This is a genomic window from Micromonospora sp. NPDC049366 (genome assembly GCF_044466625.1).
GTDB lineage: Bacteria > Actinomycetota > Actinomycetes > Mycobacteriales > Micromonosporaceae > Micromonospora.
This window is the reverse complement of sequence record NZ_JBITMV010000003.1, coordinates 1-26397: the sequence shown is the minus strand read 5'-3', so window position 1 is coordinate 26397 and position 26397 is coordinate 1. Positions and strand designations below refer to the sequence as shown.

Here is a 26397-nt window from a genome sequence, read left to right as displayed (position 1 = left end):
CCTAGCATCGTGGGGTGCGCCTCAAGCCCGTCCTCGTCCTGATCGCCCTCGGCGTCGTCGCCGCCACCCTGCCGGCCTGCGGCACGTCCGGCGGCGACGCCGGCTCGCCGGTCGCCGCGCCCTCGGCGACCGCACCGCCCACCGGGGACCAGGGTGTCGCCCCGGCGGCCCGGGCCGGTCTGGGCAGCCCGGGCGGAAGCCCCAGCCCGTCCCGGAAGCCGGCGGCGGTCCTCAAGGCCGGCAACCCGAACGGCGGCGCGCCGGTGCCGGCCGAGGCCCGCGCGGTGGACACGTCCCGGCCCACCCGGACCGTCGGCACGGGCACCCCGGCGAGCTGCACGTCGGCCGCGGTCGTGAAGGCGGTCGCGGCGGGCGGCGTCATCACGTTCAACTGTGGACCCGACCCGGTGACGATCAAGATGACCGCCACCGCGAAGGTCCGCAACGCCAACGGCCCGAAGGTGGTGCTGGACGGCGGCGGCAAGGTCACGCTGAGCGGGCAGGGGCAGCGGCGGATCCTCTACATGAACACGTGCGACGAGGCGCAGGGCTGGACCACCTCGCACTGCCAGAACCAGGACCACCCGCAGCTCACCGTGCAGAACCTGACGTTCGCGGACGGCAACTCGACCGGCGACAGGGCCGAGGGCGGCGGCGGTGGGGCGATCTTCGTCCGCGGCGGCCGGGTGAAGGTGGTCAACTCGCGGTTCGTCGGCAACCGCTGCGACCGTACCGGGCCGGACCTGGGTGGTGCGGCGCTGCGCGTGCTCAGCCAGCACGAGAACAAGCCGGTGTACGTCGTCAGCAGCACCTTCGAGAACGGCACCTGCGCCAACGGTGGGGCGCTGAGCAGCATCGGCGTGTCGTGGACGGTGCTGAACAGCCGATTCACCGGCAACACGGCGGTCGGGAACGGCGCCAACCCGGCGAAGGCCGGCACGCCCGGCGGCGGCAGCGGCGGGGCGATCTACTGCGACGGCAACCGGTTCACCGTGACGATCGCCGGCACGGTCATCGAGAACAACCGGGCCAACGAGGGCGGCGGCGCGATCTTCTTCGTCAGCAACGACCGCACGGGCACGATGACGATCGAGGATTCGACGCTGCGCCGGAACCCGAGCGGCCAGTTCGAGACCCGCGGCTACCCCGGCATCTTCTTCCTCGGCGCCCGCAACCCGTCCACCCCCGGCTCCCACCTGAGCTGACCCCCGCCCTGCCCCCGCCGGCTCGGCCCCGCCGGCTCGCCCCGCCGCCTTGGCCCCGTTGATCATGAAGTTATTGCCTCCCCGCCCGGCGTGTCGGCGCAATAACTTCATGATCGACGCGCTTCCTGGCGTGGGTGGGGGCCCGGGGCCGGGGTCGGGGCGGGGGTGGGGTCAGTAGGGGTTGGGGTGGCCGGTGAGGTGGCCTTTCAGGAGGCCGCGGGGGCGGCTGGGCAGGTCGGGCGCGCCGGACAGCGGCGGGCTGCTCGTGTGCGCGTAACCCGCCATCCCCTCGAACAGCTCCCGCAACGCGGCCACCGCGTCCACCTTCGGCCGCCAACCCAGCTCCGTCTCGGCCCGCTCGCTGGACATCAGCGGCACGCCCAGCGCCAGCTCCACCCAGCCCGCGTCGACCGGTTGCAGCCGGGCGTGCCAGGTCAGCGCCGCCGCGCCGCGCAGCAGCGGGGCGATCACCGGCACCGTCCAGCCGTGGAAGTGGTGGGCCACCAGCTCCGGCGTCAGCACCGGGTCCGCGGCCAGGTTGAAGGCGCCGCGGGCGTCACCCAGGACCGCCCGGGCGTACGCCTCGGCGACGTCATCGGTGTGCACGGCCTGCATCCGCAGCCGGCGGTGGGTGGGCACCAGCGGGATCCGGCCGTACCGGAGCAGCCGCACCGGCGCGAACGGCCCCAGGAAGTAGCGGGTGATCTCGGTGCCGGCGTCCCGCTGGAAGTTCAGCCCCGGACGCATCCGCACCACCCGCAGCTCCGGATGCTCCCGCTCCACCCGGTCAAGCAGCTCCTCCACGGCCGCCTTGTCCCGGCTGTACGACGACGCGGGCACCCCCGTCACCGGCCACCGCTCGCTGACCGGGTGGTCCTTCGGGCCCGCCGCGTACGTGCCAACCGACGACGCGTACACCAGGGCCGGGACCTTCGCCCGGACCACCGCGTCGATCACCGCGCGGCTGCCCCCGACGTTGGTCCGGTGCAGGATCCGCTGCTGATGGCTGGGCTGGATCTGCCAGGCCAGGTGCACCACCGCGTCCGCCCCGGCGAAGACCTCGGCGAGCTGGTCAGCGGCGCCGGGCAGCCCCACGTCGCAGGAGTGCCACTCCACCTGGTCGTACGGCTCACCCGCCTCCGGGCCGGGCAGCCGCCGCGCCACCCCGGCGAGCTCCACGCCCCGCTCCCGGCGCAGCCGGCGCAGCAGGGCGGTCCCCGCGTTGCCGCTCGCCCCCACCACCACGATCCGCATGCCGGGCTCGTACCCGCAAAGCCGCCCGCCAACCGCCCGCCCCAGCCGGTGGCGCTGCCGCTCGACGTGGCCCGGTCAGGGCCGGGGCGCGTGGCGCACCCAGGTGTGCTTCTCGTCCCGCCGCCGACCCTCCGTGGCGGCCAGGCAGCGGGGGCAGATCCGCCCGACCGGGTCCTCCCCGGTGAGCACGTCCGTCGACGCGTAGTCGAACCGCACGTGCGGAAACCGGCGCAGCCGGGTACGGCTCAACGGCAGCCCGCAGACCGTCTGGTTCTGCCCCGGCAGCCAGGCGTGCACCTCGCCGGCCGGCTCACGTACGCCCGCCGGGCCCGTCTCCTCGCCGGAGGCCGCCACCGCGGGGGCGCTGGTCATCCGCATGCCGGTACCGGTTCCCCGTCCCGGCCGTCCCATGCGCGCCCCGCCGGCCGGCTTGATCCACTCGCCGGTCACGTTCGTCCGGTAACCTGATCGCGCGGGCCGCTAGCTCAATGGCAGAGCTGTGGACTTTTAATCCATAGGTTCAGGGTTCGAGTCCCTGGCGGCCCACCATTTACCGCCCTTGAGCTGCGAGAACGCCAAACAAAGATCATCCGGCACAACCTGGGCACAACTCAGGTCCAATCTTGGTCGGCGGCGGCTTCTCGCCGCGTGCCCTCTGCCCGGCGCAGGAGACCACCGACCAGGCCGCGCGGCCGGTCCTTCTTCGGTAGCCAGTGCACGTAGGTCTCCAGCGTGATCCGCAGGTTGGCGTGCCGTAGCGCGTTCTGCACCTCCTGGGGCTCGACGCCGTTGCTCATCAGCGTCGTGGCGAAGAAGTGGCGCAGGGAGTGGAAGGTTCCTTCCTTCGGCCAGCCGGCAGCCTCGCGCCAGTCCGCCCACAGCTCGGACCAGTAGGTGTCGGTCAGCAGCTTGCCCCGGGAAGAGGTGAACAGCAGCGCCACCGGACGGGTCAGCCGCTCCCCCGTGGTGATGTCGGGAAGCTCGAACTCGACCGGGCCGACCTCGGTGACGTGTGCGGCCAGTTCCTCGGCGACCACCGCGTCCAAGTCGACCGTCCCGGCGGATCCGCTCTTGGGGGTCGCAAGGTAGAAGCCGCCGAAGTGCTCCGGTGAATGCCGCAGCTGCTGGACGACGTGTAGCTCCCCGCGGTCGTAATCCGCGCAGCGGGGCCCGGCTTCCATCCCCAAGACCTCACCGAGGCGCAGCCCTTCACCGGCCCCCAGCCAGATAGCCGCCCGGAACCGGCGAGGCACCACCTCGGTGAGCCTGAGCACCTGGTCCTCGCTGGGAACCCACTTCGGTGCCCGCGAGAGGCCGCGCAGGACCTGGGCGAGCTTCACCCCGTTGCAGGGGTTGTCGGGAATCCCTTGTCGATGACGGCAGCGTTCAGGATGGTCTTGAACAGCCCGAAGTACAGGCTCACCGACGATTTCGGCGTGCCGTCGTCGAGCAGTCGGCTGAGCCAGCCCATCACGTCGGTCAGGTTGATGGAGCGGATTGCCTTTGCGCCGAAGACGGGCAGGAGGTGCTTTCGCAGGTTCTGCGGGATGCGCCGCCGTGTCTCCGTGGCCCACCCGGATTCGCGCGATTCCCTCCACCGCTGCGCGTACTCGCCGAAAGTCAGCCGGGCCTCTTCCCGCTTGACCCGAACCTCAGGCGCTGCCCCTGCGCGGCACTGCACGTCGAACACTTCCGCGTCCCGCTTGAGGTCGAACAGCTTTTCGCGGTCGTTGTTGTCGGCGTCGGTGTAGCGCACTCGCCAACGCTTTCCCCGGCCGTGCCGCTTCGACGGGATGAGTTTCTTCGTGTCCGGGTCGCGTTTTCTGAGGTACCACAGGTCATCGATCGGCATGTCAGGCCGCCTGATCTTCGAGCCAGGCCCGGACGTCGGCGGGGTTGTAGCGCAGGTGCCTTGCGGTCGCTCTTCGCTGCCGGGTCTCAGGACCTCCGTGACAGAACAGTCTCGGGACATGGGTGACAGGTTTGGCTCGCCAAGTAGTGCCTTGCGGATCATGGGGTCGTAGGCTCGGGGGATGCACCGCACCCTGACTGAGCACGCGCGGTGTCTCTACGGAGACGAGTACCGACCTAAGCCAGAGTGCGATGGCGAGCACCGAGAGCACTACTTCGTCGAAGAGTTGACCTTCGCCGACGCCGGCTCCATCCTCGCCATGTTGCATGAGCTGTGCCCGCATGTGGCAGACGGCTTCTTGCCGGTGTGGGTCCGCAACCTGGCCTATCGGCTGGTGCTTCTGCAGCGGCCCGACGAGCCGGCGCTGATGCGAGAGGCTGCGCAGAACCTATGGCTTCACGGACCGGACAAGTGCAGAACCTGAAGATCTTAGTAGCGCTTCGCACGAACATCTTCGAATCCTTGGACTTCGGCCGAACGGGCGGTCAAGAAGAAAAATTCAGGTCGCTGATCGCGCGGATGACCTGGACTAAGGGCGACCTTAAGGAGCTGTTGGACGCCCGAGCGGCGGTTGCGGCGAAGCGTCATGGCGTCGAGGGGGTTGCTAGCGTCGACGACCTTCTACCTAGGACAAATGACACCCGTGGATCTGGGGTGGATTACATTCTCAATCGGACGTTAATGCGCCCGAGAGATGCTATCGCTTTCTTAAACGAGTGCTTTCCCCTCGCGAACAGCAAAGAACGGCTGACTTGGCCGGCCATCAAGTCCGCCGAGACGTCGTACTCGATCAATAGGCTCCTAGCTCTCCGAGATGAATGGAAGCCGACATTCCCTGGCATTGATCAGGTCTTGAGAGTATTTAAGGGCGCCAAGAATACGCTTACCCCTAGTGAAATGTGCACTCTACTGGACATTTGCGCCTTACTGGCAGTCGAAAAAGACTTCCAAGGTGCCGCATGGATGACGCCGCTTAGCGAACCTCTCTGGTCGGGGTCGAGCTCCGACGACTGGGCAGTTAACTACCTGCCCCTCATTCGCTTGTTGCACAACATCGGTTTCATAGGCTGCATCGTCACTCCCGGGAAGTACGACGAACCTGCGATCTACAATCATGATCAACCCGCCTTTACCGACTTGCCAAGCAATCTCCGTAAGGTAACGGGCTTTGTAGTTCATCCTGCATTTCGACCGGCCTTGGATATTCCCGGATAGACGTACTTTTTGGCTCCCGGATGAGGGGCGCCCAGATCGTAAGGGGCAGGGAGCTACGGAGACCCCAGGCGGCGGACCGCCAAGATCGTCCGGCACAACCTGGGCACAACTGACGCCAACAAGAGATGTCAACCGCTGTAAGGCAACGGAAGAGATCGCCCAGGTGAGGGGTTCCCTCCGCCCGATTCGAGATGGTCCACTCTGCACGAGAGGGATTCAGGGTTCGAGTCCCTGGCGGCCCACTCTTCAGCTGGTCAGCAGCCCTCTGCGCGGCCGTTGGTGCCGCGATCTGGCTGGTACGGCAGCAGGCGGTATCGGTCGACACGAGCCCACGGAGCAATGCGACCTCCCGGCGGGTTCGTTCCGCATGGACCGGAGTTGCCGGGACGCCGTGCGGCGGCGGCTCGGTGGCGCTGGTCGGATACTGGCCGGGTGACGGAGGAGCAGGTTAGCGGGTTGACGCGGTGGACGATTCATGGTGAGCGGGTTGTGGACGGCAGCCGCCGGTCCCGGTTGAGCATCGCGGATGTCGAGTTGCCGGATGGGATCCGCTTCGAGCAGTACGTGATCCGGGCGCCCCGGTCGGCCATGGTTGCCGTGCTTGACGGCCAGGAGCGCCTGTTGCTGATGCGGCGGCACCGGTTCGTGTTCGACCGATGGGTGTGGGAGCTGCCGGGTGGCTACGTCGATGAGGGCGAGGATCCGGCGGAGTGTGCGGTCCGAGAGGTCGAGGAGGAGACCGGGTGGCGTCCGGGCGCAGTTGAGCCCTTGCTGTCCTTTCAGCCGTGGGTGGCGACCGCGGACGCGGAGAACCTGCTGTTCCTTGCCAGGAACGCGGAGCACATTGGCGCTCCGGTGGACGTCAACGAGACCGAGCGGGTCGCCTGGATTCCGCTGGAGGAGGCGCGGCATCTCGTCTCCCAGGGTGAGATCGTGGGCGCTGGTACGGTGATCGCGGTGTTGGAGCTGGTGGCGCGCAAGGCGCGGGGCGAGCTGTAGTCAGCGGCGTTGGCCGAATGCGGCGTCAACGCGGGTGATGAACTGCCGTACCGCTGGCCTGCGGCGGTGGGGCGTCAGATGGGTTTGCAGATCGCGCACGTAACGGACGGCACGAGCCGACCGCAGTTGTGTGGTCAGGGCGAGGGCCTGCGTGCCGATGGCGCTGGCGCGCTCCGGCTCGCCGTGGCGGGCGTGGACAGTCGCCAAGAGGGCGAGGTTGAAGGCTTTGCCGCGTACGTAGCGTTCGTCCATCTGTAGCGAGCGAGCGGCGAAGCGTTCGGCTCGGCGGTGCTGACCGAGTGCGTGGAAACAGTGGCCGAACTTGGCTGACAGGTACGCCTCGTCGAAGTAGCCGAGCCACTGGGGGTCGCTGCTGCGGTCGGCCCGGTCGAGGGTCTGCTCTGCTTGGTGGAGCGCGGTGGAGCAGTCGCGTTCGTGGCGGGCGACGGCGTGGGCGTGGGCTTCCATGACCAGTGCTTCGGCAGTCAGCACGGTGAGGCCGGCGCGCTGTGCTGTCTGCCGGGCGGCGCGGGCAAGGTCGACGCCGGTGGCGGTGTGCCCGAGGTAGGTGGCTTGGTGGCTCATCGCGGCGAGGACCTCGGCGCCCAGGCCGGCGTCGTCGGCGGTTCGGGCGAGGTCAAGGGCATGGGTGAGGTAGCGCTGGGCGAGGCCATGCTCGGCCATGTCGTACGCCTGCCAGCCGGCGAGTTGGGTCAGCTCGGCAACGGCGGCGAGCAGCTTGCGACCGGTCGCCGGGTCATAGCGGCCCTCGGTCAACAACGGCGCGACCTCGTGGTGAAGGAAACGGGTGACGTTGTTGCGGGCGTGCCCGCCGCCGTACTGGTTGTCGAGTCGCCGATAGGTGGCGGTCATTTGTCGGATGGTGTCGATGTCGGGTTGACCGACCGTTCGGCGGCCCTCCTGCTCGACCGGTTGCGCCATGTTGGCGGTGAACCAGCGTAGGGCGGGCAGGGTGTAGGCGGTGGAGCTGAACACTGTCTGGCGAAGCATGTCTCGACGGTTCACGTCGCCTTCCCATAGCTGCGCGGCGGCCCGGACGTCATCGCGCCAGGACCGGTTGGCCGGCGCATCACTGTGCCGGCTGCGGGGGTGATCCGCCGTGTCCGGGCGATATGCCCGTTGGCGAGGAGCCAGGCCCAGCGCCATCCGGGCCTGGTCGGGCATGCCGCAGCCGTTGGCGATCCGCTCCAACACGTCGATTGAGGTCACCCGCCGGCCGGCGATGATCCGGCTGACGTAGCCCTGCTCCAGGCCCACAGCCGCGCCGATGCGGGTTTGGCTCGCGCCGGTGTGCCGGGCGAGCAGCCGGAACAGTGCACCGATATCGCGGGCCGCCAGAACCGCGTGCATGTCCTCGCGCGACCAAAGGTCGTCGGGTATCCGGAGATGATCGAGCAGCACAACGGCTCCCAGCGTTGTCAGGCGACTACCCATGGTGCTCAGCCAGGAGCCTACGGTCGGTGTACCGGCGAGGCGAGCCCGCTCATGTCACCGTGACATGACCAGTCGACATGGCCGCCGCATTCGAGTCGGCGGCACCGTCTCCGCATGGACTTCGACGCCGATGACCTGCGGGACGTGATGGGGCTGGACGCCGTCTACGGCTTTGACGCCCCGGTCGGGTTCGCCTTCCCGACTCTCCATAAGCGGGCAAGCTCGTGACGATCCGAGGCTACCTTTACCTGTTGCTGGGGTGGCTGCTCCGGCAGCACGAGCGACCATCACCGCCGGGGACAGGGCAGCGGTACCAGGACGCCGAGCACGCGGCGGCGCGACAGCGGTTGCTCGACCACGCAGCACAGCTACGGCGATCCCATCCCAACCGCGAGCCGGCGCAGGACGTGCCGACGGAGCGGCGGTGAGCCGAATGGCGGCCGGTGAGTTCGGCCGGACGACTCCGAGCAGACGGCACGTCTCGTATGAGGAGTACCTGGTCGCGACGGCCCTCACTCTTGCCCGGCGGCACCGGCCGGTCTGGTGCTGGCGAAAGTGGCGGCAGGTCTGCCGCTGCGGCGCCGATCTGCCCTGCCGCGCCCGGCACCGCATCCCCATCAACCGTGGCCACTGGCCAGGAGAGGAGACGTCGTGAAAGCCGACCAGGAGCACGCGATCCTGGCCGTGCATGTCCGAGGGCTCGACGGCATGTGCGTCGGCTGCCGCGCCTGGTGGTCGCGGCTGACGCCGTACCCGTGCTGGCAGGTGGACTGGGCCACCAGCCGGCAGGCCCGGACGATCACCGCCCGGTTCCTGGAAGGTGTGCGGTGACCACCCACGGCCCGGTCATGCCGATCTGGAGCTGCGGAGGCTGCGACCTGCCCTGGCCCTGCCCCACGCGCAAGCGGGAGCTACGGGCGGAGTACGCCGACGCCCCGATGTCGCTGGCCCTCTACCTCGGCTCCTACCTCGTCCAGGCCACCGAGGACATGCCCTGGACGCCGGCCGGCGTGCTACACCGCCGATTCCTCGGATGGACCAGAGAAGCCGCTCCGCCGACGCCAGCCGTACAGCAGCGAAGTACAGCAACCGTGCCAGCCGAACCCGGTCGAGAAGCACCCGAGCAGGCCGGTTGACCTCGAACCACACCGCAGAAGCCCGACTCGCCGGCAATCCATAGGTTCAGGGTTCGAGTCCCTGGCGGCCCACACACTTCTCTGACCTGCGGCTCTTGGCTGTACCACAATCGTCATGCGAACCAGTTGATCCAGGGTCCGAGCCTTTCCTGGCGAGCGAGCGACGCTGCATGCATAATGAATGCATGGTTGCTCTCCAGATTCGGGACGTGCCGGAAGAAGTGCGAGACGCCCTGGCAGCCCAGGCCAGGGCGCGCGGGCAGTCACTCCAGGCATACCTGCTGGAGCTGGTGGAGACGCAGGCTCGACGGCTGCGCAACACGGCGGCCCTTGATCGCTTCGCCGGCCGATCCGACGGTGCTCGCTCTCTGCCGGGGGAGAGCGCCGCAGAGTTGAACGACCAGCGGGAGCAGCGCGGACCGCGGGGAAGCGCCGCGTGATCGTCGTGGATGCGTCGGTTCTGGCCGACGCTCTGGTCGATGATGGGCCGGTCGGGGACGCGGCACGGGCGGAACTGACCGGAGATCCGCACTGGGCCGCGCCGAGTCATCTTCTGGTCGAGGTCATGTCCGTGATCAGGGGCAAGGTCCTCGGTGGGAAGCTCGGCCTTGCCCGGGCTCAGGAGGCGATCGACACCCTGCCTTCGTTGGTCATCGACGAGGTTGGCGTCGCGATGCTGGTTGACCGGATGTGGCAGATGCGGGGCAATGTCACGGCGTACGACGCGGCTTACGTCGCGGCGGCGGAGTTGATGGCCTGCCCACTCGTGACCGGTGATGGTCGGCTCGCCAAGGCGAGCGGTATCCGCTGCGAGATCCGACTGCTCGCCGCGTCCTGACGGCGGCCGCCCAAGGATCATCGTCCTGACGTCCTTGGACCGGCCATCCTGAGTGGAAGCGGCTCACCGACAATCGTCACACTGTGGTTCGCATGGTGGTACCTCCGGCCCACTCCTGCACAGCTCAGCCGCCCTTCATGGCCCGCTTGGCCGTGATCTTGGTTCATCCAGGAGCGAAGTACAGCCACCTCGGCGGCCTCCCGCACCTCGGCAGAGCCCGCCGGAGCCCCTGCGAGGAGAGCTGTCCGGCTTCTGGTCTCGCCGGATCGGATCACGAACAACGGCTGGTGTATCGGATCACCACAGGGCGACGTCGAGATCATCGCCTGTCGGTACGACTACGCGGACCGGGCTGGAACAGCGGCCCAGTGAAAGGCGGACGATGACGGACGGACTGCTCGTGCGCAACTCGCGGCTCCGAGGCCTGTTCACCGAGATCATCCTGGGCCCGGAGGGAACACTGCGGGCTGTGGAGGCCGCCGGACGCGGCATCGCCGCCGAGGCGCGTTGCGGGCTCGCGATACTCGGCGACAAGCTGACTGTACGATCCGGGACCACGGACGAGCTGATTCGGAGCGCGCTCGCCTCCGCCGATCGGCTCATGGAGCTCGGTGGCATCGAGGACGACCTGAATGAGTTGTGGTCGCGCCGTCGCGCACGCGATCTCGACGACGAGGCTTTCGAGGCGGGTCTCCAGCAGATAGTTGGGCGCTTGGAGGCCTGGCACCAATCCTGGTCAGGCGAGTCCGACTGAGCGGCCGTTGGACGCGCGGACCTAGCTGGTCAGGCGGGTCCAGAGGCCACGTAGGCGCTCGCGCACCCCGCCCACCCTCTCGGTGCCGACGTGCTCGACGGGCATGGTGACGGGCTCGCCGCGGTCGAGGTCGAAGTACGACAGCTGTCCCGCCTGCACGAACACCACGTCGCCGACTGCCAGTGGCACCTCGGCGGCCACCGTCCACACGGTTGCGGGTTGGAGCGTGTAGAGCCGCTGCAGGGTCAGCCGGGTCACGCCGTCCGCCAAGTCCCGCTTCAGCAGGGCGTACGGCGTCCAGGCGTTGACGCGGTATGACAGCCCGACCCAGGTGAGGCGGCTGTTCGCCGTCGCGTCGAGGAAGGCCGACCGCTGCGCCAGGCTTCTCCCCTTCAGGAGGCTGTAGCGGGCCGGCGCGCTGCGTCCGGGTGAGATCGGCGAGCGCTCGCGGTACGCGGAGTTGTCGGTGCACGGGTGCTTGGGCCAGGGTGGTCCCACTTCGTCGAAGAAGACCCGGCTGCCGTGTTCGTTGGAGTAGTAGAAGACCGACGCCCCGCACACGGGGCAGCGGGCGTTCGGGCGCAGCCAGCGTTCCGAGAAGCTCCGTGGGGGCCGCGGCACGCGTGGTCGCGCGGTGACCGTGCGCCGGTACGGGCTGCCGTACGTCTGCCGCGACGGCCGGGAGGCGCCGGAGCGGGTCACCGAGTGGGTTTGGACCCAGTGCCGGCCACCGCCGGGGCTGCGTCTCCAGTGCCCACGCCGTCGATAGGTGGTCATCGGGATCGGGATTGTCGACCGTGAGGGGCAGGTGTCACCCGACGAGTCTCGCCGCAGATTGGTGCCCGGGCACTCGGCGATCGGGGGATTCCGCATCCTCCGGGCAGTGTGGTCGAGCGGCCCGGAGGTGCGGCAACCGGCGAACAAGATCATCCGGCGCAGATCGGGCACCGGGGCTCGGCGTCCACCGCCACCCCGCTCTCACCGACGGCGAGCGCGTCGGGGTTAATCGGTGGCACGGGTGGCGGCGATCGCGCAGGCTCGGACCGTGACGAGCAGCGATCTGTGGGACGAGGACACCGCCCAGCGGTACGACGACGCGTCCGCCGAGATGTTCGCGCCCGCGACGCTCGACCCGGCCGTGGAGTTCCTCGCCCGGCTGGCGGACGGCGGGCCCGCCCTGGAGTTCGCGATCGGCACGGGCCGGGTGGCGGTCCCGCTCGCCGCGCGAGGGGTGCCGGTGTGCGGGATCGAGCTGTCGCAGCCGATGGTCGACCAGCTGCGCCGCAAGGCGTCCCCGGCGGAGATCCCGGTCGTCGTCGGTGACATGGCGACGACCACGGTGCCCGGCGAGTTCTCGCTGGTCTATCTCGTCTACAACAGCATCGGCAACCTGCGTACGCAGGACGAGCAGGTGGAGTGCTTCCGCAACGCGGCCCGGCACCTGGCGCCCGGCGGCCGGTTCGTGATCGAGCTGTGGGTGCCGGGCATCCGGCGGTTCCCGCCGGGGCAGGCCGCGGTGCCGTTCGACGTGACCGACCGGCACGTCGGCTTCGACACCCTGGACATGGTCACGCAGCAGGGGACGTCCCACCACTACACCCGGCTGGCCGACGGCAGTGTGCGCTACGGCGCCAGCAACTTCCGCTACATCTGGCCCGCTGAGTGCGACCTGATGGCCCGGCTCGCGGGCCTGGTGCCGGAGCTGCGGGTGGCGGATTGGCACGGCGCGCCGTTCACGTCGGAGAGCGAGAGCCACGTGTCGGTCTGGCGCAAGCCGCTCGACGGCTGACGGGCCGCGCGGGAGAAGCCGCGCCGGGCGGCGAGTGGAGCAGCTCGACGTCGGCGTCTAGCCTCCGCCGAACAGCGTCGCCCGGTCGAGCACGACCACCAGGCCAAGGATCGCGGTGGCCGTGGCGCTGCCCACGAGGAGCGGCAGGTCGACGGTCAGGATGGTGGCGACGGCCATGACGGGGACGGCGGCGAGCCGGGGCCAGGCGAGCCGCCGGTAGATGGCGAGGGAGAGCAGCACCCGGGCGGCCAGGAAGAGCGTCGGCCCCGCTGCGACGACGGCCACCGGACCCGGCTGCAGGGGGTGGGTGATGACCAGCTCCGCGCCGACGGCGGTGACGACCAGACCGGCGACCATCACGAGGTGCAGGTACGCCGTGATCGGCGCGAGCCGGGACGGGTCGGCCCGGTCGATGGCCGGGCCGAGGTGCCGGCCGGCGGGCGCGGTGTAGAGCAACCCGATCAGCACGGCGGTGGCGAAGACCAGCAGGAAGGCGGCGGTCCGCATCGGGTCGATGGGCGTGTCGGCGTACGTCAGGCCGGCCGACAGGACCAGTTCGCCGAGCGCGATGATGAAGACCTGCTGGAACCGCTCGGACAGGTGGCCGCCGGTGAGCTGCAACTCCTCGCTGTGGGCGGGGCCGAGCCGCGGCGTGGGCCAGCCCAGGCTCGGGCCGCTGTAGTCGATGGCCAACGCGGTCAGCCAGAGCGGGACGCGTACCGCCGGCACGACGGCACCGGCCACCCAGAGCGTTCCGCTGATGCTGTACCAGAACAGGATGCGTTTGCTGCGCCGGCCGAGCGGGTGGCGGCGCAGCACGAGGCTGGTGATCACGACCCGGCCGACGTGGAGCGCCACGTACGGGATGGCGAAGAGCAGCGCCCGCCCGCCGAGCGCGGCCGGGACGGCGGCCCCCATCAGCAGCGTGGCCAGCGCCGCGGCGATCACCAGGGACCGCATGGTGGGGGCGTTCGGGGTGTACCAGTCGGTGGACCAGGTGGTGGTCGTCCACATCCACCAGGTCGCGGCGAGCAGCAGGGCGGTCTTCAGCGCACCGGTGCCGGTCAGGTCGTCCAGGAGGGCGCTCGCCAGTTGACTGAGCACGAGGACGAACGCCAGGTCGAAGAAGAGCTCCAGGAAGGTCGCGCTGGCCGGGTCCTCGCGCCGACGCAGCAGCCGCTCCGGCCTGCTCGCCATGCGCGCTCCTCGGGTCGTCCTGCCGATGTCGTACCACCGGGAGCCGGGGCGCCGGGCGGAAAGCCGATGACGACCCCGCGGCCGGTCGTGTCGTTGATCCGGCTGCACCCCCTGCCACCGGGCACCACGGTGGGGGCACGATCGTCGAGGAGGGGACGCCGATGACCCGTCAGCGGGAGACCGTCGAGGTCGAACCGGAGCTGTTCCGTGCCGTCTACGACTCGCCCGCCGCGCTGCCCGGCCGGCACCGCTGGACCACGCCGGAGGCGGACGTACGGCGGTTGGAGAAGTTGCTCGGCATCCCGCCGCGCAGCATCGGCGCCCCGCTGTGGGTCAGTGGCGACGCGCCGGACTGCCCGAAGTGCGGCCGCCGGGTGACCTGGTACGACATCGTGTCGTCGGCCCTGGACGGGGTGCACGACCGCGCCATGATCGCGATGGTGATCCTGGGCGACCGCAAGTACGTCAACACCGAGGTGCCGGCCGCGATCCCCGGCGTGAGCTGCGCCGACTGCCACACGTCGATCGAGGGGCTGCGCAGCTTCAAGTGCCACAACTGGGCGTACGCCTTCGAGGAGCTGGCGGAGATCCGGCAGCAGATGTCCGGCGGGCTCGGCGTGGGGTGACCCCTCAGCGGGCTTCCCGGCTCGCGAAGAGCGGCTCCGTCTCGGCGAGCCGGTCCAGGTCGGCGGTGGTGCGTAGCCGAGCCTCCCGTACGCCCGACGTCTCCGGATCGGTGATCCGGCTGTGCGGTCACTGAGACGGAGGTCGAAGACCCGTCCCGACCATCGCACACTACGGTGATCTTCGGGGGATCAAAACCCCTTCCCCGGGGTGAACGGCGTATGAACAACGGGCGAGGTGATTCATGGTGGAGATCGGCGCGACCGGCGTACCCGAGATCAGTGCGGACTGGTACGAGGACATCGTCGGGGTGGCCGCGCACGCCCCGGAGCCGGTGCGGTGGTTCGCCGGGCACTTCACCGAGGGCGTGATCGTGCTGCTCGGCGTGCTCCTGCTGACGGCGGCTCTCCTCCAGCTGCGCGGCGGCTCACCGCGGCGACGGGCGGTCGCCCTGGTCGCGCCGGTGCCGGTCGTCCTGGCGTACGCGTGCAGCGAGTGGCTGAAGACGATCGTGGACGAGGACCGCCCCTGCCGTACGCTCGCCGAGCCGATCATCGCGGGCACCTGCCCGCCGCCGGGTGACTGGTCCTTCCCCAGCAACCATGCCACGATCGCCGCGGCGCTGGCCGTCGCCACCCTGCTGCTGTCCCGCCGGCTGGGGCTGGTCGCCGTGCCGTTGGCTCTGCTCGCCGCCTTCTCCCGCACCTTCGTCGGGGTGCACTACCCGCACGACGTGGCGGCCGGCGCGCTGCTCGGCACGCTGATGGTCCTGCTGGTCACCCCGCTGCTGGCCCGCCCGACCGCCGAGGTGCTGCGGCGGCGGGCCGGCACGGACCGTCCGCTGCCGGACGCGGTGGGCGGCACCGGCCGGCGCTGACGCCGGGCCGGCGTCGGCCGGCAGCATCCCGGTTCAGCGCCTCGACGCGGGCTCAACGGGTCAGCAGCAGCGCGGCGGCCGTGCCGAGCACGAGGAACGGGCCGAACGGCAGGTGGCTGGACCAGCGGACCCGACGGGCCACCAACAGCCCGAGGCTGACCAGGGCGGAGAGCGCCAGCGCGAGCAGCAGGCCGGCGACGAGGAGCGGCCAGCCGTACCAGCCGAGGAGCATCCCCGCGCCGAGCGCGAGCTTGGCGTCGCCCAGCCCGAAGCCCCGTCGCCCGAGCAGCAGGGTGGTCGCGGCGAAGAAGAGCGCCAGGCCGACGCCGGCCAGGGTGGCCCGCAGCCAGGGGCCACCGTCGGCGCCGGTCATCGCGGCGAGCCCGAGCAGCACCCAGGTCCCGGCCGCCGCCGGACCCGTCAACCGGTCGGGCAGCCGGTGCACCGCCACGTCCACGAAGCAGAGCGGCACCGCCCAGCCGAGCCACCAGGCAATGGCGACCAACTCGGCGGTGGGTGGGCGGAGCAGAACCAGCAGCACCAGGGCCCCGAGGACGGCCAGCTCCACCGTGAACGGTGGCGCCCCGACCCGGGCGCGGCACCGTCCGCACCGCGCCGGGGGCGCGAGCGCGGGCCACGCCCGGCGCAGGCTCACCGACGCGCCGCACGCGCCGCAGCCGGCGGCCGGCGGCCCGCCCGACGGTACGGCGTTGCGCAGCACCGCCAGCCGCACCAGGGGCACCACCGCGAGCGCGGCGAGCGCCGCACCGGCGCGACCCGTGGGGTGGACGGGGCGGGGCGCTCCCGGGACGGGCCCGGCGGGGGTGGGCGGCGTGCCGGTCAGCGCCACGGCGACCTCCCGGAGCGGTAGCCGGAACCGTCGAACGCGAACACGGAACGTAACTTAACGATCGCTCTGGTGTAGCGGATGGCGCGGAAAGGGACCTCAGGCGCGGGCCCTCCGGCCGCCCACCCGGACCGCGTCGGAGCCGCCGCCCGCCCGACCGACGACCCGCGTCGGGGCGGCACACCACCGGGGAAGCCCGGGGACGGATCGGGCCAGATGCCGCGAGCGGTGCACGTCTCCCCGCCCCGCGGCGCCCGAGCCGGTGCCGAACCGCGTGGCCCGCGACGGGACACCCGGCCCCGCCGCGCCGCAACCGTGCCGAAGTGCATCCCCGCCACCGGCCACCACCACCTGTCATTACGCAGAGTGTTCACATGAATTGCCTCTGTTGCATCGGCGAACGTCAGCCTATGCTCGCCCCTTGGGTGTGACGCAAGACTCATCGACCTGATTGGAAGATCTCGAACTTCGCATTGGTAAACGATCCGTAAAGGTAAATGCGGCAGCGGTTCCCACGGCTCCGGATGTGACCATTCGGGCGCGCTTCCGCATGCCCGGCGGCCGACGAGAGGGCCGGCCGCCGGTCGCCACCGAGGAGGCACGGCGGTGCGAGGACGGCAGCTCAGCCGAGCGGCAACCTGCCTGTTGACGGCCATGGCGCTGACATCCGTGACGGCCTGCGGAGCCGGTCGGGAGGCGGCGGTGCGACCGCCGGAACGTCCCGCCGCCCCCTCCGCAGCGGACCGGACGACCGACGAACGGGCCGCGGAAAAGGCCGCTCTGGACGCCTATTCCGGCTATCTCGACGCATCCCGTACGGCGGGCGGACGAGGTGATCCGCATGCGCCGGAACTGTCCCGATTCCTCGGGGATCCGCTGCTGACCCGCGTCCGAATAGCAATTCGTGAGGCAAAGGAGCACGGCGCGATGCGTACCGGGACGCTGAAGTCGGATCCCAGCGTGACGGCGGTGAGCCTGGACTCCGTACCGGCCACCGTGGACATCCAGGACTGCCTCGACGCCACCGGCTACCGGCTGGTCTATGTGAAGGACCTGCGGATGGTGCCCGGCAGCGCCGGCAAGCGGTACCTGGCCACCGCCACCGCGACCCGTTACCCCGACGGTCGCTGGCGGATCAGCACCGGCGCGGCGCATCAGGACCAGCCGTGCTGACCTGGGGAGGAAGGGTCGCCCCGGTCCGTCCGTCCCGGGCCGGGGCGTCCCGCCGGGCGGCCGCGCTCGCCGGGCTCGGTCTGGTGCTGCTGCTGGTGGCGGGCGCCGCCGGGCCGGCAGCCGCCGGCCGGGCCGACCCGGGCGCCGAGTGCCCTCCGGAGCAGCACGACTGCAGCGTGTGGGACGACGACCCGGGCACGCCCGGCGGCGGCGGGGACGGCGGCGACGACGGCGGTGGGAACGGCGACGGCGGGGGCGGCGGTGGCGGCTGCCACTGGAACGGCCGCACCGTGAAGTGCTACGACGAGTTCCTGGGCTGGTTCAACAACAGCGACGGCTGCTACTACAAGCTGGAGCAGCCGCAGCGGGACGGCACCCCCGAGGGCAAGCAGTGGTACCAGCTGACCTGCAACGGCGGTGACCTCGGGGCGATGCGCGCGGAGCTGCTCGACGGGCCGCCACCCGGCTACGGCGCTCCACCCGACCCGGCCGAGTTGGCCCGCCGTGCGCTGGCCCGGATCGGCATCCAGCCGCCCCGGATCGCGGTCGCACCCCGACGCGAGACCGGCCCGGGCCTGGTCGGGCTGCCGGTCTGGATGTGGGCCAGCCCGGGCCGGCAGTTCTTCGGCTGCCCGGCGGAGAACCCGGGCTGCGCGTCGCCGGTCATCCGCGAGTCCGAGACCGAGCGCGGGCTGACCGTGTCGATCGAGGCCCGCTTCGACCGCATCGTCTGGCGGATGGGCAACGGCGATGAGGTCACCTGCCACGGCCCCGGAACCCGCTACCGGGTGGACGGGCCGCGCGCCGGCAGCACCTCCCCGACCTGCGGCTACGACAAGGGCTACCCGAAGGCCGCCACCTACGGCGTCAGCGCCCGGACGTACTGGACGGTCCGCTGGTGGGCCGACGGCGTGGAGGGCACCCCGATCCCGGTGACCCGGGACAGCGGGACCGCCCAGATCCAGATCAACGAACTCCAGGTGGTGACGCGATGAGCACGAGAAACCCGCGGACCGGAACGGCGGTGGCCCGGTGAGCCTGGCGACGCGCAACGGGACGGGACCGGTGGAGGCGCCGGTCAGCCCGCCCAAGGTGGTCCGGCAGCGCCGGACCCGGCCCGGGCTGCTCGGCCTGGCCGTGCTGCTCATCGCGCTCGGCGGGCTCGGCGCCGCGTTCGCGGTGACCTCCGTACGGGCCACCGGAAGCTACCTGGCGGTGGCTCGGCCGGTGGAGGTGGGCCGGCAGCTCAGCGCCGACGATCTGGTGCCGGTGCAGGTCTCCGGCGGGCCCGGGCTGGCGCCGGTGCCGGCCGGCCGGCTCGGCGAGATCGTCGGCAAGCGGGCCGCCGTGTCGCTGACCCCCGGCACCCTGCTCACGCTGGCCCAGCTCACCGACGACCCGCTGCTCGGCCCCGGCCAGCAACAGCTGGCACTCGGCCTGGACGCCGCCGAAGTGCCCGCCCGCAAGCTGCACCCCGGCGACCGGCTGCTGCTGGTGAGCACCCCGGACGACAAGGCCGACGCGCCCGCCTCCGGCGCCGGCACCCGATTCGAGGCCACGGTCATCGACAGCAGCACCAAGGACGACGACGAGATCGTGGTCTACCTGGCGCTCGCCGTCCGGGACGTGCCCGCCGTCGTCGCCCTGAACGCGCAGGACCGGATCGCCGTCGTGCTGACCGGGGCGGCCTGAGCATGGCGATCATCACGCTGGTCTCGGCGAAGGGCTCGCCGGGCGTCACCACGGCCGCGCTGGCCGCCGCGCTGACCTGGCACCGGCGACTGGTGCTCGCCGAGTGCGACCCCGCCGGCGGGTCGATCCTCGCCGGGTTCCTCGGCGGCGCGCTCGACGGCCCACGCGGCCTCGGCGAGCTGGCCGTCGGTGAGCTGCGCGACGGCAACCTGGAGACCGCGTTCTGGTCGCAGCTGGTCGACCTGGACGCGCCCCGCCGGGAACGGCTGCTGCTGCCCGGGGTGGTCGACCCCACCCAGTCGGGCAGCGTCACGCCGCTGTGGCAGCGGTTCGCCGACTTCTTCGTCAGCCTGGAACGCGGCACACCCCCGTACGACGTGCTCGTCGACTGTGGCCGGCTGCACGTCGCCAACCCGCCCTGGCCGCTGCTGCGCGCCGCCTCGGTGGTGCTGGTGGTGAGCCGCGCCGAGCTGCCCGACCTGTCCGGGGCGCAGGCCACGGTGAAGGCGATCGAGCGGGACTTCGCCGAGCACCGGGTGCCGGCGGGCACCCTGCGGCTGCTGCTGGTCGGGAACGGGCACGGCCGTGCCGAGATCAGCCGGGCGCTGAAACTCCCGGTGATCGGGCGGCTGCCCGACGATCCGCGTACGGCGCGGGTGCTCGCCCTGGGCGGCACGGTCCGCGCCCGACGGCCGCTGATGCGCGCGGCCGGCGCCCTGGAGGTGCCGGTCGGCGCGCTGCTGGACCGCCGCCGGGCGCGGCTGGCCTGGCCCGTCGCGCAGGGGGTGCCCGATGCGCTTTGAACCCGTCTCCGCCGACCCGCGCCAGCAACCCCCCACCGCCACGTCCGTCACGCCGCCGCTGCCCCCGGCGACCGGCCGGCACCAGCCGGCGCCGGCGGCGACCGCGACGCGGACCGAGCCGCCGCCCCGCCCCCGGGTCGACTTCCACGTCGTACGCGAGCTGCGCCGCGAGCTGACCGAACGGCTCACCCTCTGGCAGCGCGGGCGGGAGTTCACCGCCGACGAGGAGGACACCGAGCGGGCCCGGCTCGCCGTGGCGGTCGTCGCCGAGTACGCGGACTCCGTCCGCCGGGCCGGCACGCCGATGCCGGCCGGCGAGGAGCGGCTGCTACTCGACCAGGTGACCGCCGAGCTCGTGGGCCTCGGCCGGCTCCAGACCCTGCTGGTCGACGACACGATCGAGGAGGTGCACATCCTCGGCTGCGACCAGGTGCGCATCACCCGGCACGGCGGTGGGGTGGACTGGGCGGAGCCGATCGCCGACAGCGACGCGGAGCTGGTGGAGATCCTCCAGGCGGCGGCGCGGCGGGCCGGGGCGACCGAACGCTCCCTGTCCACCTCGAAGCCCACCCTGGACCTGCAACTGCCCGACGGCAGTCGGCTGGCCGCGGTGTTCCTGGTCAGCCACCGCCCGTACGCGGTGATCCGCAAGCACAACACGCTCGACGTCGGCCTCGACGACATCGCCGGTTCCCGCAGCGACCTGGACGAGATGATCGACCCGCTGCTGCGGGACTTCCTGCGCGCGTCCATGCGAGCCGGGCTGAACATCATGGTCGCCGGCCTGGCGGGGGCGGGGAAGACCACCGTCATCCGGGCGCTGATGAACGAGATCCCGCCGGACGAGCCGTACGTGCTGCTGGAGGAGAGCCGGGAGCTGCTGCCGGCCCGCCGCCACGAACGCCACCGGGCGGTGATGAGCTTCGAGGCCCGGGAGGGGCACGGCGAGCGTGGCCTGGACGGTCGCCCGGCCGGTGAGGTGACCATCGCCGACCTGATCCCGGTCTCGCTGCGGATGGGCGTACTGCGGATCATCGTCGGCGAGGTCCGGTCCCGCGAGATCGTCCCGATGCTCCAGGCGATGACCACCAGCCGCGGCTCGATGTGCACCATCCACGCGCGTACGCCCGCCGGCGTGGGTGAACGCATCGTCGAGCTGGCGCTGGCGCACGGCCGGGAGATGACCGTGGACCAGGCGCGGCGGATGGCCGGCAACGCGCTCGACCTGATCGTCTACGTGACGGTCGAGGACGAGACCGGGATCGGCGGACGCAAGCACCGGTTCGTCTCGCACGTCGAGGAGGTCATCGGGGCCGGCGAGCACGGGCGGATCACCACGACTGCCGTCTTCGCGCCGGGCCCCGACGGGCGGGCGGTCCCCCGGCACCTGCCGGAACGCGTACGCGATCAGCTGCTGCGGGTCGGCTACGACGCCCGCCTGCTGTCCCGGTGGATCGAGGCTGGCACCGGCGCGTGGCGGCGGCCCCGGCACACCCGGCTGGGACGGCGGTGACCCGATGCGCGACACCATCGAACTGATCGCGGTGGCGTCCGGCGCCGCCTGCGTGGCCGGTCTGGTCCTCGCGGTCGTGGCCCTGGTCGGCACCCGGCGGCCACCCGGCCGCCGGCCCGGCGCGGGCCTCGGTCTGGCCCGGCTGTGGCAGGGGTCGGGCAGCACCCCGGGGGAACGGCACGCGCACCAGGCCCTGCTGGTCGGCGCGGCGGCGGCCGGGGCGCTCGCGTTCCTGCTCACCGGCCTTCCGGTGGTGGGCCTGCTGGTGGCGGTGGCGGTGCCCGGCACACCGTGGCTGTTCAACGTGGGCCGCGCCGAGCAGCGGGCCATCGCCCGGATCGAGGCGGTCGGCGAGTGGACGCGCCGGCTCAAGGACGTCTCCGCCACCGGGCAGGGCCTGCAACAGTCGATCATCGGCACGGTCGGCACCGCGCCGGAGGAGATCGAGGAGGAGGTACGGCTGCTCGCCGCCCGGCTCCAGGCCGGCTGGCTGGCCCGCTCGGCCCTGCTGGCGTTCGCGGACGAGATCGGCGACCCGGTCGCCGACCAGGTGGTGGCGGCGTTGATTCTGCACCTCACCGACCGGGGCGAGCGCCTCGGCGACGTGCTCGGCTCGATCGCGGGCGCGGCGGCCGCCGAGGTGGCCACCCGTCGGGAGGTGGAGGCGAAACGCACCCAGCCTCGCTTCGCGGTCCGCTTCCTCACCGGGATGACCCTCGCCACCATCGCGTACGGGCTGCTCAACACCGAGTACATCCGCCCGTACGGCTCACCCACCGGCCAGGTGGTGATGGCCGCCCTCGGTGCCGCGTTCGTCGGGCTGCTGGCCTGGGTGCGGTCGATGAGCCAACCGCGGCGGCCGGCGCGCTTCCTGCCCGCGCCCGACCCGGAGGAGGCCGTCGCATGATCGTCAACTGGCAGTTCGCGATCGCGGTCGGGGGCGGTGCCGCGGTCGGACTCGGCGTGTTCCTGGTGGTCCGCGAGCTGGTGCCCGCCACGCCGGCGCTCGGCCCGGCGCTGCGTCGCCTGCACCAGCCGGCGGGGACCGGCCCGCTCGCCGGGGCCGCCGGTCGTCGGCTGGAGTGGCTGACCGGGGCGTCGCGCTGGCTGCGGCCACCGCACCGGCAGCTCGCGCTGATCGACCAGACCCCCGAGCAGTACACGCTGTCGGTGCTGCTCTCCGCGCTGATCGGGCTGGCCGCGCCGACAGTGGTCTGCGGCTCGCTCTTCGTCCTCGGCGTCCACCTGCCCGTGGTGGTGCCGGTGGTCGCCAGCCTCGGTCTGGCGCTGCTCGCCGCGCTGATCGCCCACCGCTCGGTGTTGGCGAAGGCCGCCACCGCGCGGGACGAGTTCCGGGCGGCCGTCTGCACCTACCTGGACCTGGTGGCGTTGCAGCTCTCCGCCGCGCACGGGCCGGTGCAGTCACTGGAGCGGGCCGCCGCGGTCTGCGACGGCTGGGTCTTCGACCGGATCTCCGAGGCGCTGCGGATCGCGCAGATGCAGATGCACTCGCCGTGGGACGAGCTGCGCGAGCTGGCCGACCGGATCGGCATCCCCGAGCTGGGTGACGTGGGCGCCATCATGCGCTCCTCCGGCAGCGAGGGCGCGCAGGTCCACGAGACCCTGCGCAGCCGGGCGGACTCGCTGCGCGACCAGATCCGCACCGACAACCTCGCCCGGGCGGAGGGGGTGACCAGCCGCCTCGACATCCCGGGCGCACTCCTCGTCTTCGTCCTGCTCGGCTTCGCCATCTACCCGTTCATCGCCCGTCTCTGACGCCGACCCGACAAAGGGAGTACGCCATGCACCTCCTCACCTACCTGCACGTCGCGCTGACCGCGCGCCTCGCGGAGCTGCGCCGCGACGGGGAACGCGGCGACAGCCCGGTCCCGACCGCCGTGATCATCTTCGGGCTGGTCGCGGTCGCGATGGCGGTCACCGCGGCGGCGCTGGCCAGCGCCAACGACTGGATGGACAACATCCCGAAGCACCAGGACCCGAAGTAGCGGCAGCGATGCGCCGAGGATTCCGGTCAGGCGCGCGTCGGGTGGTCACGGCCGCCCGACGCCGCCTGGCGGTCGGTGGACGCGACGGCGGCGCGAACCCCGTCGAACTGGCCGTCGCCCTGCCCGCCATCCTGCTGCTGCTGTTCGCCTCGATCCAGGTCGCGGTCTGGTTCGTGGCCCGGTCGACCGCGCTGAACGCCGCGCAGAGCGCGGTGAACGCGCAGCGGGTGCACGAGGCACCCGACGACGCCGGGGTACGTCGGGCCACCCGCTTCCTCACCGCCTCCGGTGACTGGTTGGTGGGCTGGAAGTCGTCCGGGCCGACCTGCGTGACCACCCTGGCGGAGGTGACCTGCACGGTGCGCGGCACGTCCCTGTCGGTCGTACCGGGGGTGAGTTTCCCGGTCGAGCAGACCGCGCACGGGACGGTGGAGCGGTGGACGGCGCCGTGAGGCGGGACGTGACGCGCGGTTCCGTCTCGATCGAGGTGGCCGTCCTGGCGCCGGCCTTCATCGCGCTGCTGGTGCTCGCCGGGGTCGCCGGTCGTACGGCGGTGGCCGCCGAGGCCGTGGACGTCGCCGCGCACGACGCCGCCCGCGCCGCCTCCATCTCGCGGAACGCGGGCCGGGCCCGCGACGCGGCCCAGGAGGCCGCCGAGAAGCAGGCGAACTGGCGTGGCCTGAACTGCGAGGGCGGCGCCCACCTCGAGTTCAGCGGCTCGGTGGACGGCCAGCCCACCACCTTCGATCGGGCGTTCGGCAGCGACACGGGACAGGAGGTCACCGTCACCGTGCTCGTCACCTGCCAGGTGTCCTACCGGGACCTGCGGCTGCCCGTCCTGCCCGGGATGCTGACGACCAACGAGGTCTCGGCGAGCTTCACCTCACCTTTGGACCGCTACCGGAGCCGTCGATGAGCGGCCCACACGACGCCGGGCGGGTGAGCATCTTCCTCGCGGTGGCGATGGTGGGGGTGCTCGCCCTGATCGGGCTCTCCTTCGACGGGGCCGGTCAGCTCCGTACCCTGCAACGCGCCGACAACCTCGCCGCCGAGGCGGCCCGGGCCGGCGGGCAGGCCATCGACCGCGCCACCGCCATCGCCGGCGGACCGAAGCGAATCGACCAGCCGCAGGCCCGCGCGGCGGTCGCCGACTACCTCGCCGCCGTCGACACCGCCGGCCACACGGTCAGCTTCCCGGTGGTCGACGGCGAGACGCTGGTCAGCGTACGGGTCGAGGTCACCTACCACCGGTCGATGCTCGGCCTGTTCGGCTTTCCCGACACCGTCACCGTCACAGGTGAGGCGACCGCGCGCGCCCTCACCGGCGCCCCGTAGGAAGGAAGGTAGTCATGGCCGCAGCCGGTCGCTCCGCCGTCCGCCGCACCGGACGGGTCCTCACCGGGGTCGGCGCGCTCGTCGTCCTCTGCGCGGTGGTGGCCGGCGCCCCGGTGGCGCTGCTCGCCCTCGCCGGCAACCCCCTGCCCGATCACCTGCCCACCGTCGCCGAGATCGGGGCCACCCTGACCAGCCGCGACGACGGGCAACTCTTCCTGCGGGCGCTCGCGATCGTGGGTTGGTTCGGTTGGGCCACGTTCACGTTCTCGGTGCTGGTGGAGCTGGGCGCCCAGGTGCTGCGCCGACCGGCACCACGCCTGCCCGGAATGAGCCGCCAGCAGCGGGCCGCCGCCGTGCTGGTCGGTTCGGTCGCGCTGATCGTCGCCACCGCCCCGGCCGCGAGCGCCGCGACGCTGGCCGTCACCACCCAGCCGTACGCCGCCTCAGCCCCCGCCATCACCAACGTCCCGGCCATCACCAACGTCCCGGCCGCGCTCAACGGCCCGGCCGCGCTGGCGGCGCCCGCCGGTACGCCGGTCTACCGCGTGGCGAAGGGCGACTACCTCGGCGCGGTGGCCGAGCGCTACCTGGACGAGTTCTCGGGCTACCGCGAGCTGGCCCGCCTGAACCACCTCGCCGACCCGGACCGGATCCGCCCGGGGCAGCTGCTCAAGCTCCCCGAGCGGGCCGTCGACGGTGGCGTCCGGCCGCACGCCACCGGTCGCCTCGTGGCCCGCCCCACGCCGACGCGCCCCGCACCGACCCCCGACCGGGCCGCCTCCGGGCAGGCAGCGCCCGGGCAGGCCGGCTCCGGGCAGGCAGCGCCCGGGCAGGCAGCGCCCGGGCAGGCCGGCTCCGGGCACGACGCGCGCCCCGCACCGACCCAGCCGGCCACCCGGACACCCCAGGACAACCCGACGGTGGCCGAGGCGCCCGCCGGGGAGGAGCCCGCGGTGACGGTCGGCGCGGCGCGGGTCGGCGACCCGGACCGCGTGAACCGCCCGCTCGCCGTATCGGCCGTGCTCGCCGTGGCGAGCATCGTGGGAGCCCAGGTCGGAGCGGTGCTCGGGTTGCGCCGCCGCGCGGCCACCGCCGGCGGGCGGAGCACCGTCCCCGCCCAGCGCCGATCGAATCGGGCAGCGATCGCCCAAACCGCTGGCACGACCAGAAGCGCTGCAATCGCCGGAACAACCGGTGCGGCCAGGACCGCTGGCACCGCCCGGACCGCTGGCACCGCCGGGACCGCTGGCACCGCCGGAACAACTGATACCGCCGGGACCAGTGGCGTGGCCTGGACCGCTGGCAGCGCCGGGGCCACTCGAACCGGGGTGAGCGGACAGGCGGCTCGTGCTCACGCAGTGGCACGGGAACTGCCGGCCGGACGGCACCGCCGGGACTGACCGGGGCACAAGCCGGGTCGCCCACACCCGGACGTGATCCACTCAGTATCAGTGATATCGCGGTATCCGGCTGCTTCGGACACCGCGACATCATGGAACCGGGTGTCGACCAAGGTCCGCCCGCCCGGATGGCGGGAGGTGAGCTCAGATGCTGTCGAGCTGCCCCAGATTTGGGACGCTCCTTCCCACCTACCGGCTTCCGGGCGGGCACCGCCCGCCCCATATCTGGGGCAGCTTGACAGGCGCTGCGTACCTATCCGGACTTACCCCGAACCGGGTGCTAGCGGACACTGAAAAATCCATGCTGACGGACAGTTGAGTCCCTTCTCGCGGACAGCAGAAGTCCTGCTGGGCGGTCAGGTGATCTCCGTCT

General features: G+C 71.8%; 30 protein-coding genes, 1 tRNA gene and 2 pseudogenes. 25 read left to right on the top strand and 8 right to left on the bottom strand.

The genetic code is table 11. The features are described 5' to 3' along the window. Positions 1 to 14: 14 nt before the first annotated feature. Positions 15 to 1205, top strand: a complete 1191-nt coding sequence (locus tag ACIBTV_RS06140; protein WP_396702928.1) for a hypothetical protein — start codon at positions 15 to 17, stop codon at positions 1203 to 1205. Positions 1206 to 1376: 171 nt separating this feature from the next. Here ACIBTV_RS06140 and ACIBTV_RS06135 read toward each other — a convergent pair whose 3' ends face one another. Further along, positions 1377 to 2459 (bottom strand): NAD-dependent epimerase/dehydratase family protein, encoded by a 1083-nt coding sequence (locus ACIBTV_RS06135; protein WP_396702927.1) that lies wholly within the window; start codon positions 2457 to 2459, stop codon positions 1377 to 1379. A gap of 75 nt (positions 2460 to 2534) precedes the next feature. Next, entirely contained in the window at positions 2535 to 2831 is a 297-nt protein-coding gene (locus ACIBTV_RS06130) for a hypothetical protein (RefSeq protein WP_396702926.1), read from the bottom strand. A 102-nt stretch (positions 2832 to 2933) separates the two neighbouring features. Here ACIBTV_RS06130 and ACIBTV_RS06125 point away from each other — a divergent pair. Next, a tRNA-Lys gene (locus tag ACIBTV_RS06125) sits at positions 2934 to 3008 on the top strand. A gap of 62 nt (positions 3009 to 3070) precedes the next feature. Here ACIBTV_RS06125 and ACIBTV_RS06120 read toward each other — a convergent pair. Continuing rightward, a complete protein-coding gene (locus ACIBTV_RS06120; protein ID WP_396702925.1) occupies positions 3071 to 3799 on the bottom strand; it encodes a tyrosine-type recombinase/integrase in 729 nt (242 codons plus the stop codon). Then, positions 3796 to 4311, bottom strand: a complete 516-nt coding sequence (locus tag ACIBTV_RS06115; RefSeq protein ID WP_396702924.1) for a phage integrase central domain-containing protein — start codon at positions 4309 to 4311, stop codon at positions 3796 to 3798. Before ACIBTV_RS06115 ends, ACIBTV_RS06120 begins: the two co-directional genes overlap by 4 nt. Before the next feature lie 181 nt (positions 4312 to 4492). On the opposite strand from ACIBTV_RS06115, the gene ACIBTV_RS06110 reads away from it, so the two are divergent. From ACIBTV_RS06110 to ACIBTV_RS06100, 3 genes are all read left to right on the top strand, one after another. Continuing rightward, the gene (locus ACIBTV_RS06110; protein WP_396702923.1) at positions 4493 to 4795 is read left to right on the top strand and encodes a hypothetical protein; all 303 of its coding nucleotides are present in this window, start codon (positions 4493 to 4495) and stop codon (positions 4793 to 4795) included. Beyond that, complete coding sequence (locus tag ACIBTV_RS06105) at positions 4783 to 5586, top strand: P-loop ATPase, Sll1717 family (protein ID WP_396702922.1); 804 nt, start codon at positions 4783 to 4785, stop codon at positions 5584 to 5586. The genes ACIBTV_RS06110 and ACIBTV_RS06105 overlap by 13 nt, the downstream gene beginning before the upstream one ends. Positions 5587 to 6018: 432 nt before the next feature. Beyond that, a complete protein-coding gene (locus ACIBTV_RS06100) occupies positions 6019 to 6585 on the top strand; it encodes an NUDIX hydrolase (protein WP_396702921.1) in 567 nt (188 codons plus the stop codon). Here ACIBTV_RS06100 and ACIBTV_RS06095 read toward each other — a convergent pair whose 3' ends face one another. Continuing rightward, positions 6586 to 8007, bottom strand: a complete 1422-nt coding sequence (locus ACIBTV_RS06095; protein WP_396702920.1) for a helix-turn-helix domain-containing protein — start codon at positions 8005 to 8007, stop codon at positions 6586 to 6588. A gap of 552 nt (positions 8008 to 8559) precedes the next feature. On the opposite strand from ACIBTV_RS06095, the pseudogene ACIBTV_RS06090 reads away from it, so the two are divergent. The 5 genes and pseudogenes from ACIBTV_RS06090 to ACIBTV_RS06070 form a co-directional block, all read left to right on the top strand. Then, positions 8560 to 8871 (top strand): annotated as a pseudogene (locus ACIBTV_RS06090) (hypothetical protein); the annotation flags it as partial. Further along, complete coding sequence (locus ACIBTV_RS06085; protein WP_396702919.1) at positions 8868 to 9176, top strand: hypothetical protein; 309 nt, start codon at positions 8868 to 8870, stop codon at positions 9174 to 9176. The pseudogene ACIBTV_RS06090 and the gene ACIBTV_RS06085, both read left to right, overlap by 4 nt. A 185-nt stretch (positions 9177 to 9361) precedes the next feature. Then, positions 9362 to 9616 carry a FitA-like ribbon-helix-helix domain-containing protein gene (locus ACIBTV_RS06080; protein WP_018741842.1) on the top strand — a complete coding sequence of 85 codons (255 nt, stop codon included), beginning with the start codon at positions 9362 to 9364 and terminating at the stop codon, positions 9614 to 9616. Further along, positions 9613 to 10014, top strand: coding sequence for a type II toxin-antitoxin system VapC family toxin (locus ACIBTV_RS06075; RefSeq protein ID WP_396702918.1), 402 nt, complete (start codon positions 9613 to 9615; stop codon positions 10012 to 10014). The genes ACIBTV_RS06080 and ACIBTV_RS06075 overlap by 4 nt, the downstream gene beginning before the upstream one ends. A gap of 382 nt (positions 10015 to 10396) precedes the next feature. After that, positions 10397 to 10768 carry a hypothetical protein gene (locus ACIBTV_RS06070; RefSeq protein ID WP_396702917.1) on the top strand — a complete coding sequence of 124 codons (372 nt, stop codon included), beginning with the start codon at positions 10397 to 10399 and terminating at the stop codon, positions 10766 to 10768. Between the two features lie 21 nt (positions 10769 to 10789). On the opposite strand, the gene ACIBTV_RS06065 is transcribed toward ACIBTV_RS06070, so the two are convergent. Continuing rightward, the gene (locus ACIBTV_RS06065) at positions 10790 to 11545 is read right to left on the bottom strand and encodes a hypothetical protein (RefSeq protein WP_396702916.1); all 756 of its coding nucleotides are present in this window, start codon (positions 11543 to 11545) and stop codon (positions 10790 to 10792) included. A 268-nt stretch (positions 11546 to 11813) separates the two neighbouring features. On the opposite strand from ACIBTV_RS06065, the gene ACIBTV_RS06060 reads away from it, so the two are divergent. Then, positions 11814 to 12557, top strand: coding sequence for a class I SAM-dependent DNA methyltransferase (locus tag ACIBTV_RS06060; RefSeq protein WP_396702915.1), 744 nt, complete (start codon positions 11814 to 11816; stop codon positions 12555 to 12557). 57 nt (positions 12558 to 12614) lie between these two features. Here the strand turns inward: ACIBTV_RS06060 and ACIBTV_RS06055 are convergent, their stop codons facing one another. Continuing rightward, complete coding sequence (locus tag ACIBTV_RS06055; protein ID WP_396702913.1) at positions 12615 to 13754, bottom strand: low temperature requirement protein A; 1140 nt, start codon at positions 13752 to 13754, stop codon at positions 12615 to 12617. A 161-nt stretch (positions 13755 to 13915) separates the two neighbouring features. On the opposite strand from ACIBTV_RS06055, the gene ACIBTV_RS06050 reads away from it, so the two are divergent. Together ACIBTV_RS06050 and ACIBTV_RS06045 are read left to right on the top strand one after the other, a co-directional pair. Beyond that, positions 13916 to 14380, top strand: coding sequence for a hypothetical protein (locus ACIBTV_RS06050; RefSeq protein ID WP_396702911.1), 465 nt, complete (start codon positions 13916 to 13918; stop codon positions 14378 to 14380). A gap of 242 nt (positions 14381 to 14622) precedes the next feature. After that, complete coding sequence (locus ACIBTV_RS06045; protein WP_396702909.1) at positions 14623 to 15255, top strand: phosphatase PAP2 family protein; 633 nt, start codon at positions 14623 to 14625, stop codon at positions 15253 to 15255. Between the two features lie 52 nt (positions 15256 to 15307). Here the strand turns inward: ACIBTV_RS06045 and ACIBTV_RS06040 are convergent, their stop codons facing one another. Next, complete coding sequence (locus tag ACIBTV_RS06040) at positions 15308 to 16000, bottom strand: prepilin peptidase (protein ID WP_396703220.1); 693 nt, start codon at positions 15998 to 16000, stop codon at positions 15308 to 15310. 756 nt (positions 16001 to 16756) lie between these two features. Between ACIBTV_RS06040 and ACIBTV_RS06035 the strand changes: the two genes are divergently transcribed. From ACIBTV_RS06035 to ACIBTV_RS05980, 12 genes and pseudogenes are all read left to right on the top strand, one after another. Next, entirely contained in the window at positions 16757 to 17275 is a 519-nt protein-coding gene (locus ACIBTV_RS06035; protein WP_396703218.1) for a hypothetical protein, read from the top strand. Next, a complete protein-coding gene (locus ACIBTV_RS06030) occupies positions 17269 to 18270 on the top strand; it encodes a hypothetical protein (protein ID WP_396702907.1) in 1002 nt (333 codons plus the stop codon). The genes ACIBTV_RS06035 and ACIBTV_RS06030 overlap by 7 nt, the downstream gene beginning before the upstream one ends. Positions 18271 to 18307: 37 nt before the next feature. After that, positions 18308 to 18967 carry an SAF domain-containing protein gene (locus ACIBTV_RS06025; RefSeq protein WP_396702905.1) on the top strand — a complete coding sequence of 220 codons (660 nt, stop codon included), beginning with the start codon at positions 18308 to 18310 and terminating at the stop codon, positions 18965 to 18967. Positions 18968 to 18969: 2 nt separating this feature from the next. Beyond that, positions 18970 to 19770, top strand: a complete 801-nt coding sequence (locus ACIBTV_RS06020) for a MinD/ParA family protein (RefSeq protein ID WP_396702903.1) — start codon at positions 18970 to 18972, stop codon at positions 19768 to 19770. After that, the gene (locus tag ACIBTV_RS06015; protein ID WP_396702901.1) at positions 19760 to 21283 is read left to right on the top strand and encodes a CpaF family protein; all 1524 of its coding nucleotides are present in this window, start codon (positions 19760 to 19762) and stop codon (positions 21281 to 21283) included. The genes ACIBTV_RS06020 and ACIBTV_RS06015 overlap by 11 nt, the downstream gene beginning before the upstream one ends. 4 nt (positions 21284 to 21287) lie before the next feature. Further along, positions 21288 to 22190 carry a type II secretion system F family protein gene (locus ACIBTV_RS06010; protein WP_396702899.1) on the top strand — a complete coding sequence of 301 codons (903 nt, stop codon included), beginning with the start codon at positions 21288 to 21290 and terminating at the stop codon, positions 22188 to 22190. Beyond that, a complete protein-coding gene (locus ACIBTV_RS06005) occupies positions 22187 to 23059 on the top strand; it encodes a type II secretion system F family protein (protein ID WP_396702897.1) in 873 nt (290 codons plus the stop codon). Before ACIBTV_RS06010 ends, ACIBTV_RS06005 begins: the two co-directional genes overlap by 4 nt. A 26-nt stretch (positions 23060 to 23085) precedes the next feature. Continuing rightward, entirely contained in the window at positions 23086 to 23289 is a 204-nt protein-coding gene (locus ACIBTV_RS06000) for a hypothetical protein (RefSeq protein WP_091593432.1), read from the top strand. 8 nt (positions 23290 to 23297) lie between these two features. Then, the gene (locus ACIBTV_RS05995) at positions 23298 to 23741 is read left to right on the top strand and encodes a TadE family protein (protein ID WP_396702895.1); all 444 of its coding nucleotides are present in this window, start codon (positions 23298 to 23300) and stop codon (positions 23739 to 23741) included. Then, complete coding sequence (locus ACIBTV_RS05990; protein ID WP_396702893.1) at positions 23726 to 24205, top strand: TadE/TadG family type IV pilus assembly protein; 480 nt, start codon at positions 23726 to 23728, stop codon at positions 24203 to 24205. Before ACIBTV_RS05995 ends, ACIBTV_RS05990 begins: the two co-directional genes overlap by 16 nt. Further along, positions 24202 to 24624: a pilus assembly protein TadG-related protein gene (locus ACIBTV_RS05985; RefSeq protein WP_396702891.1), complete on the top strand. Its 423-nt coding sequence runs from the start codon at positions 24202 to 24204 to the stop codon at positions 24622 to 24624. The genes ACIBTV_RS05990 and ACIBTV_RS05985 overlap by 4 nt, the downstream gene beginning before the upstream one ends. Positions 24625 to 24638: 14 nt before the next feature. Beyond that, positions 24639 to 25751: pseudogene (locus ACIBTV_RS05980) on the top strand (LysM peptidoglycan-binding domain-containing protein); the annotation flags it as partial. Between the last annotated feature and the right edge of the window lie 646 nt (positions 25752 to 26397).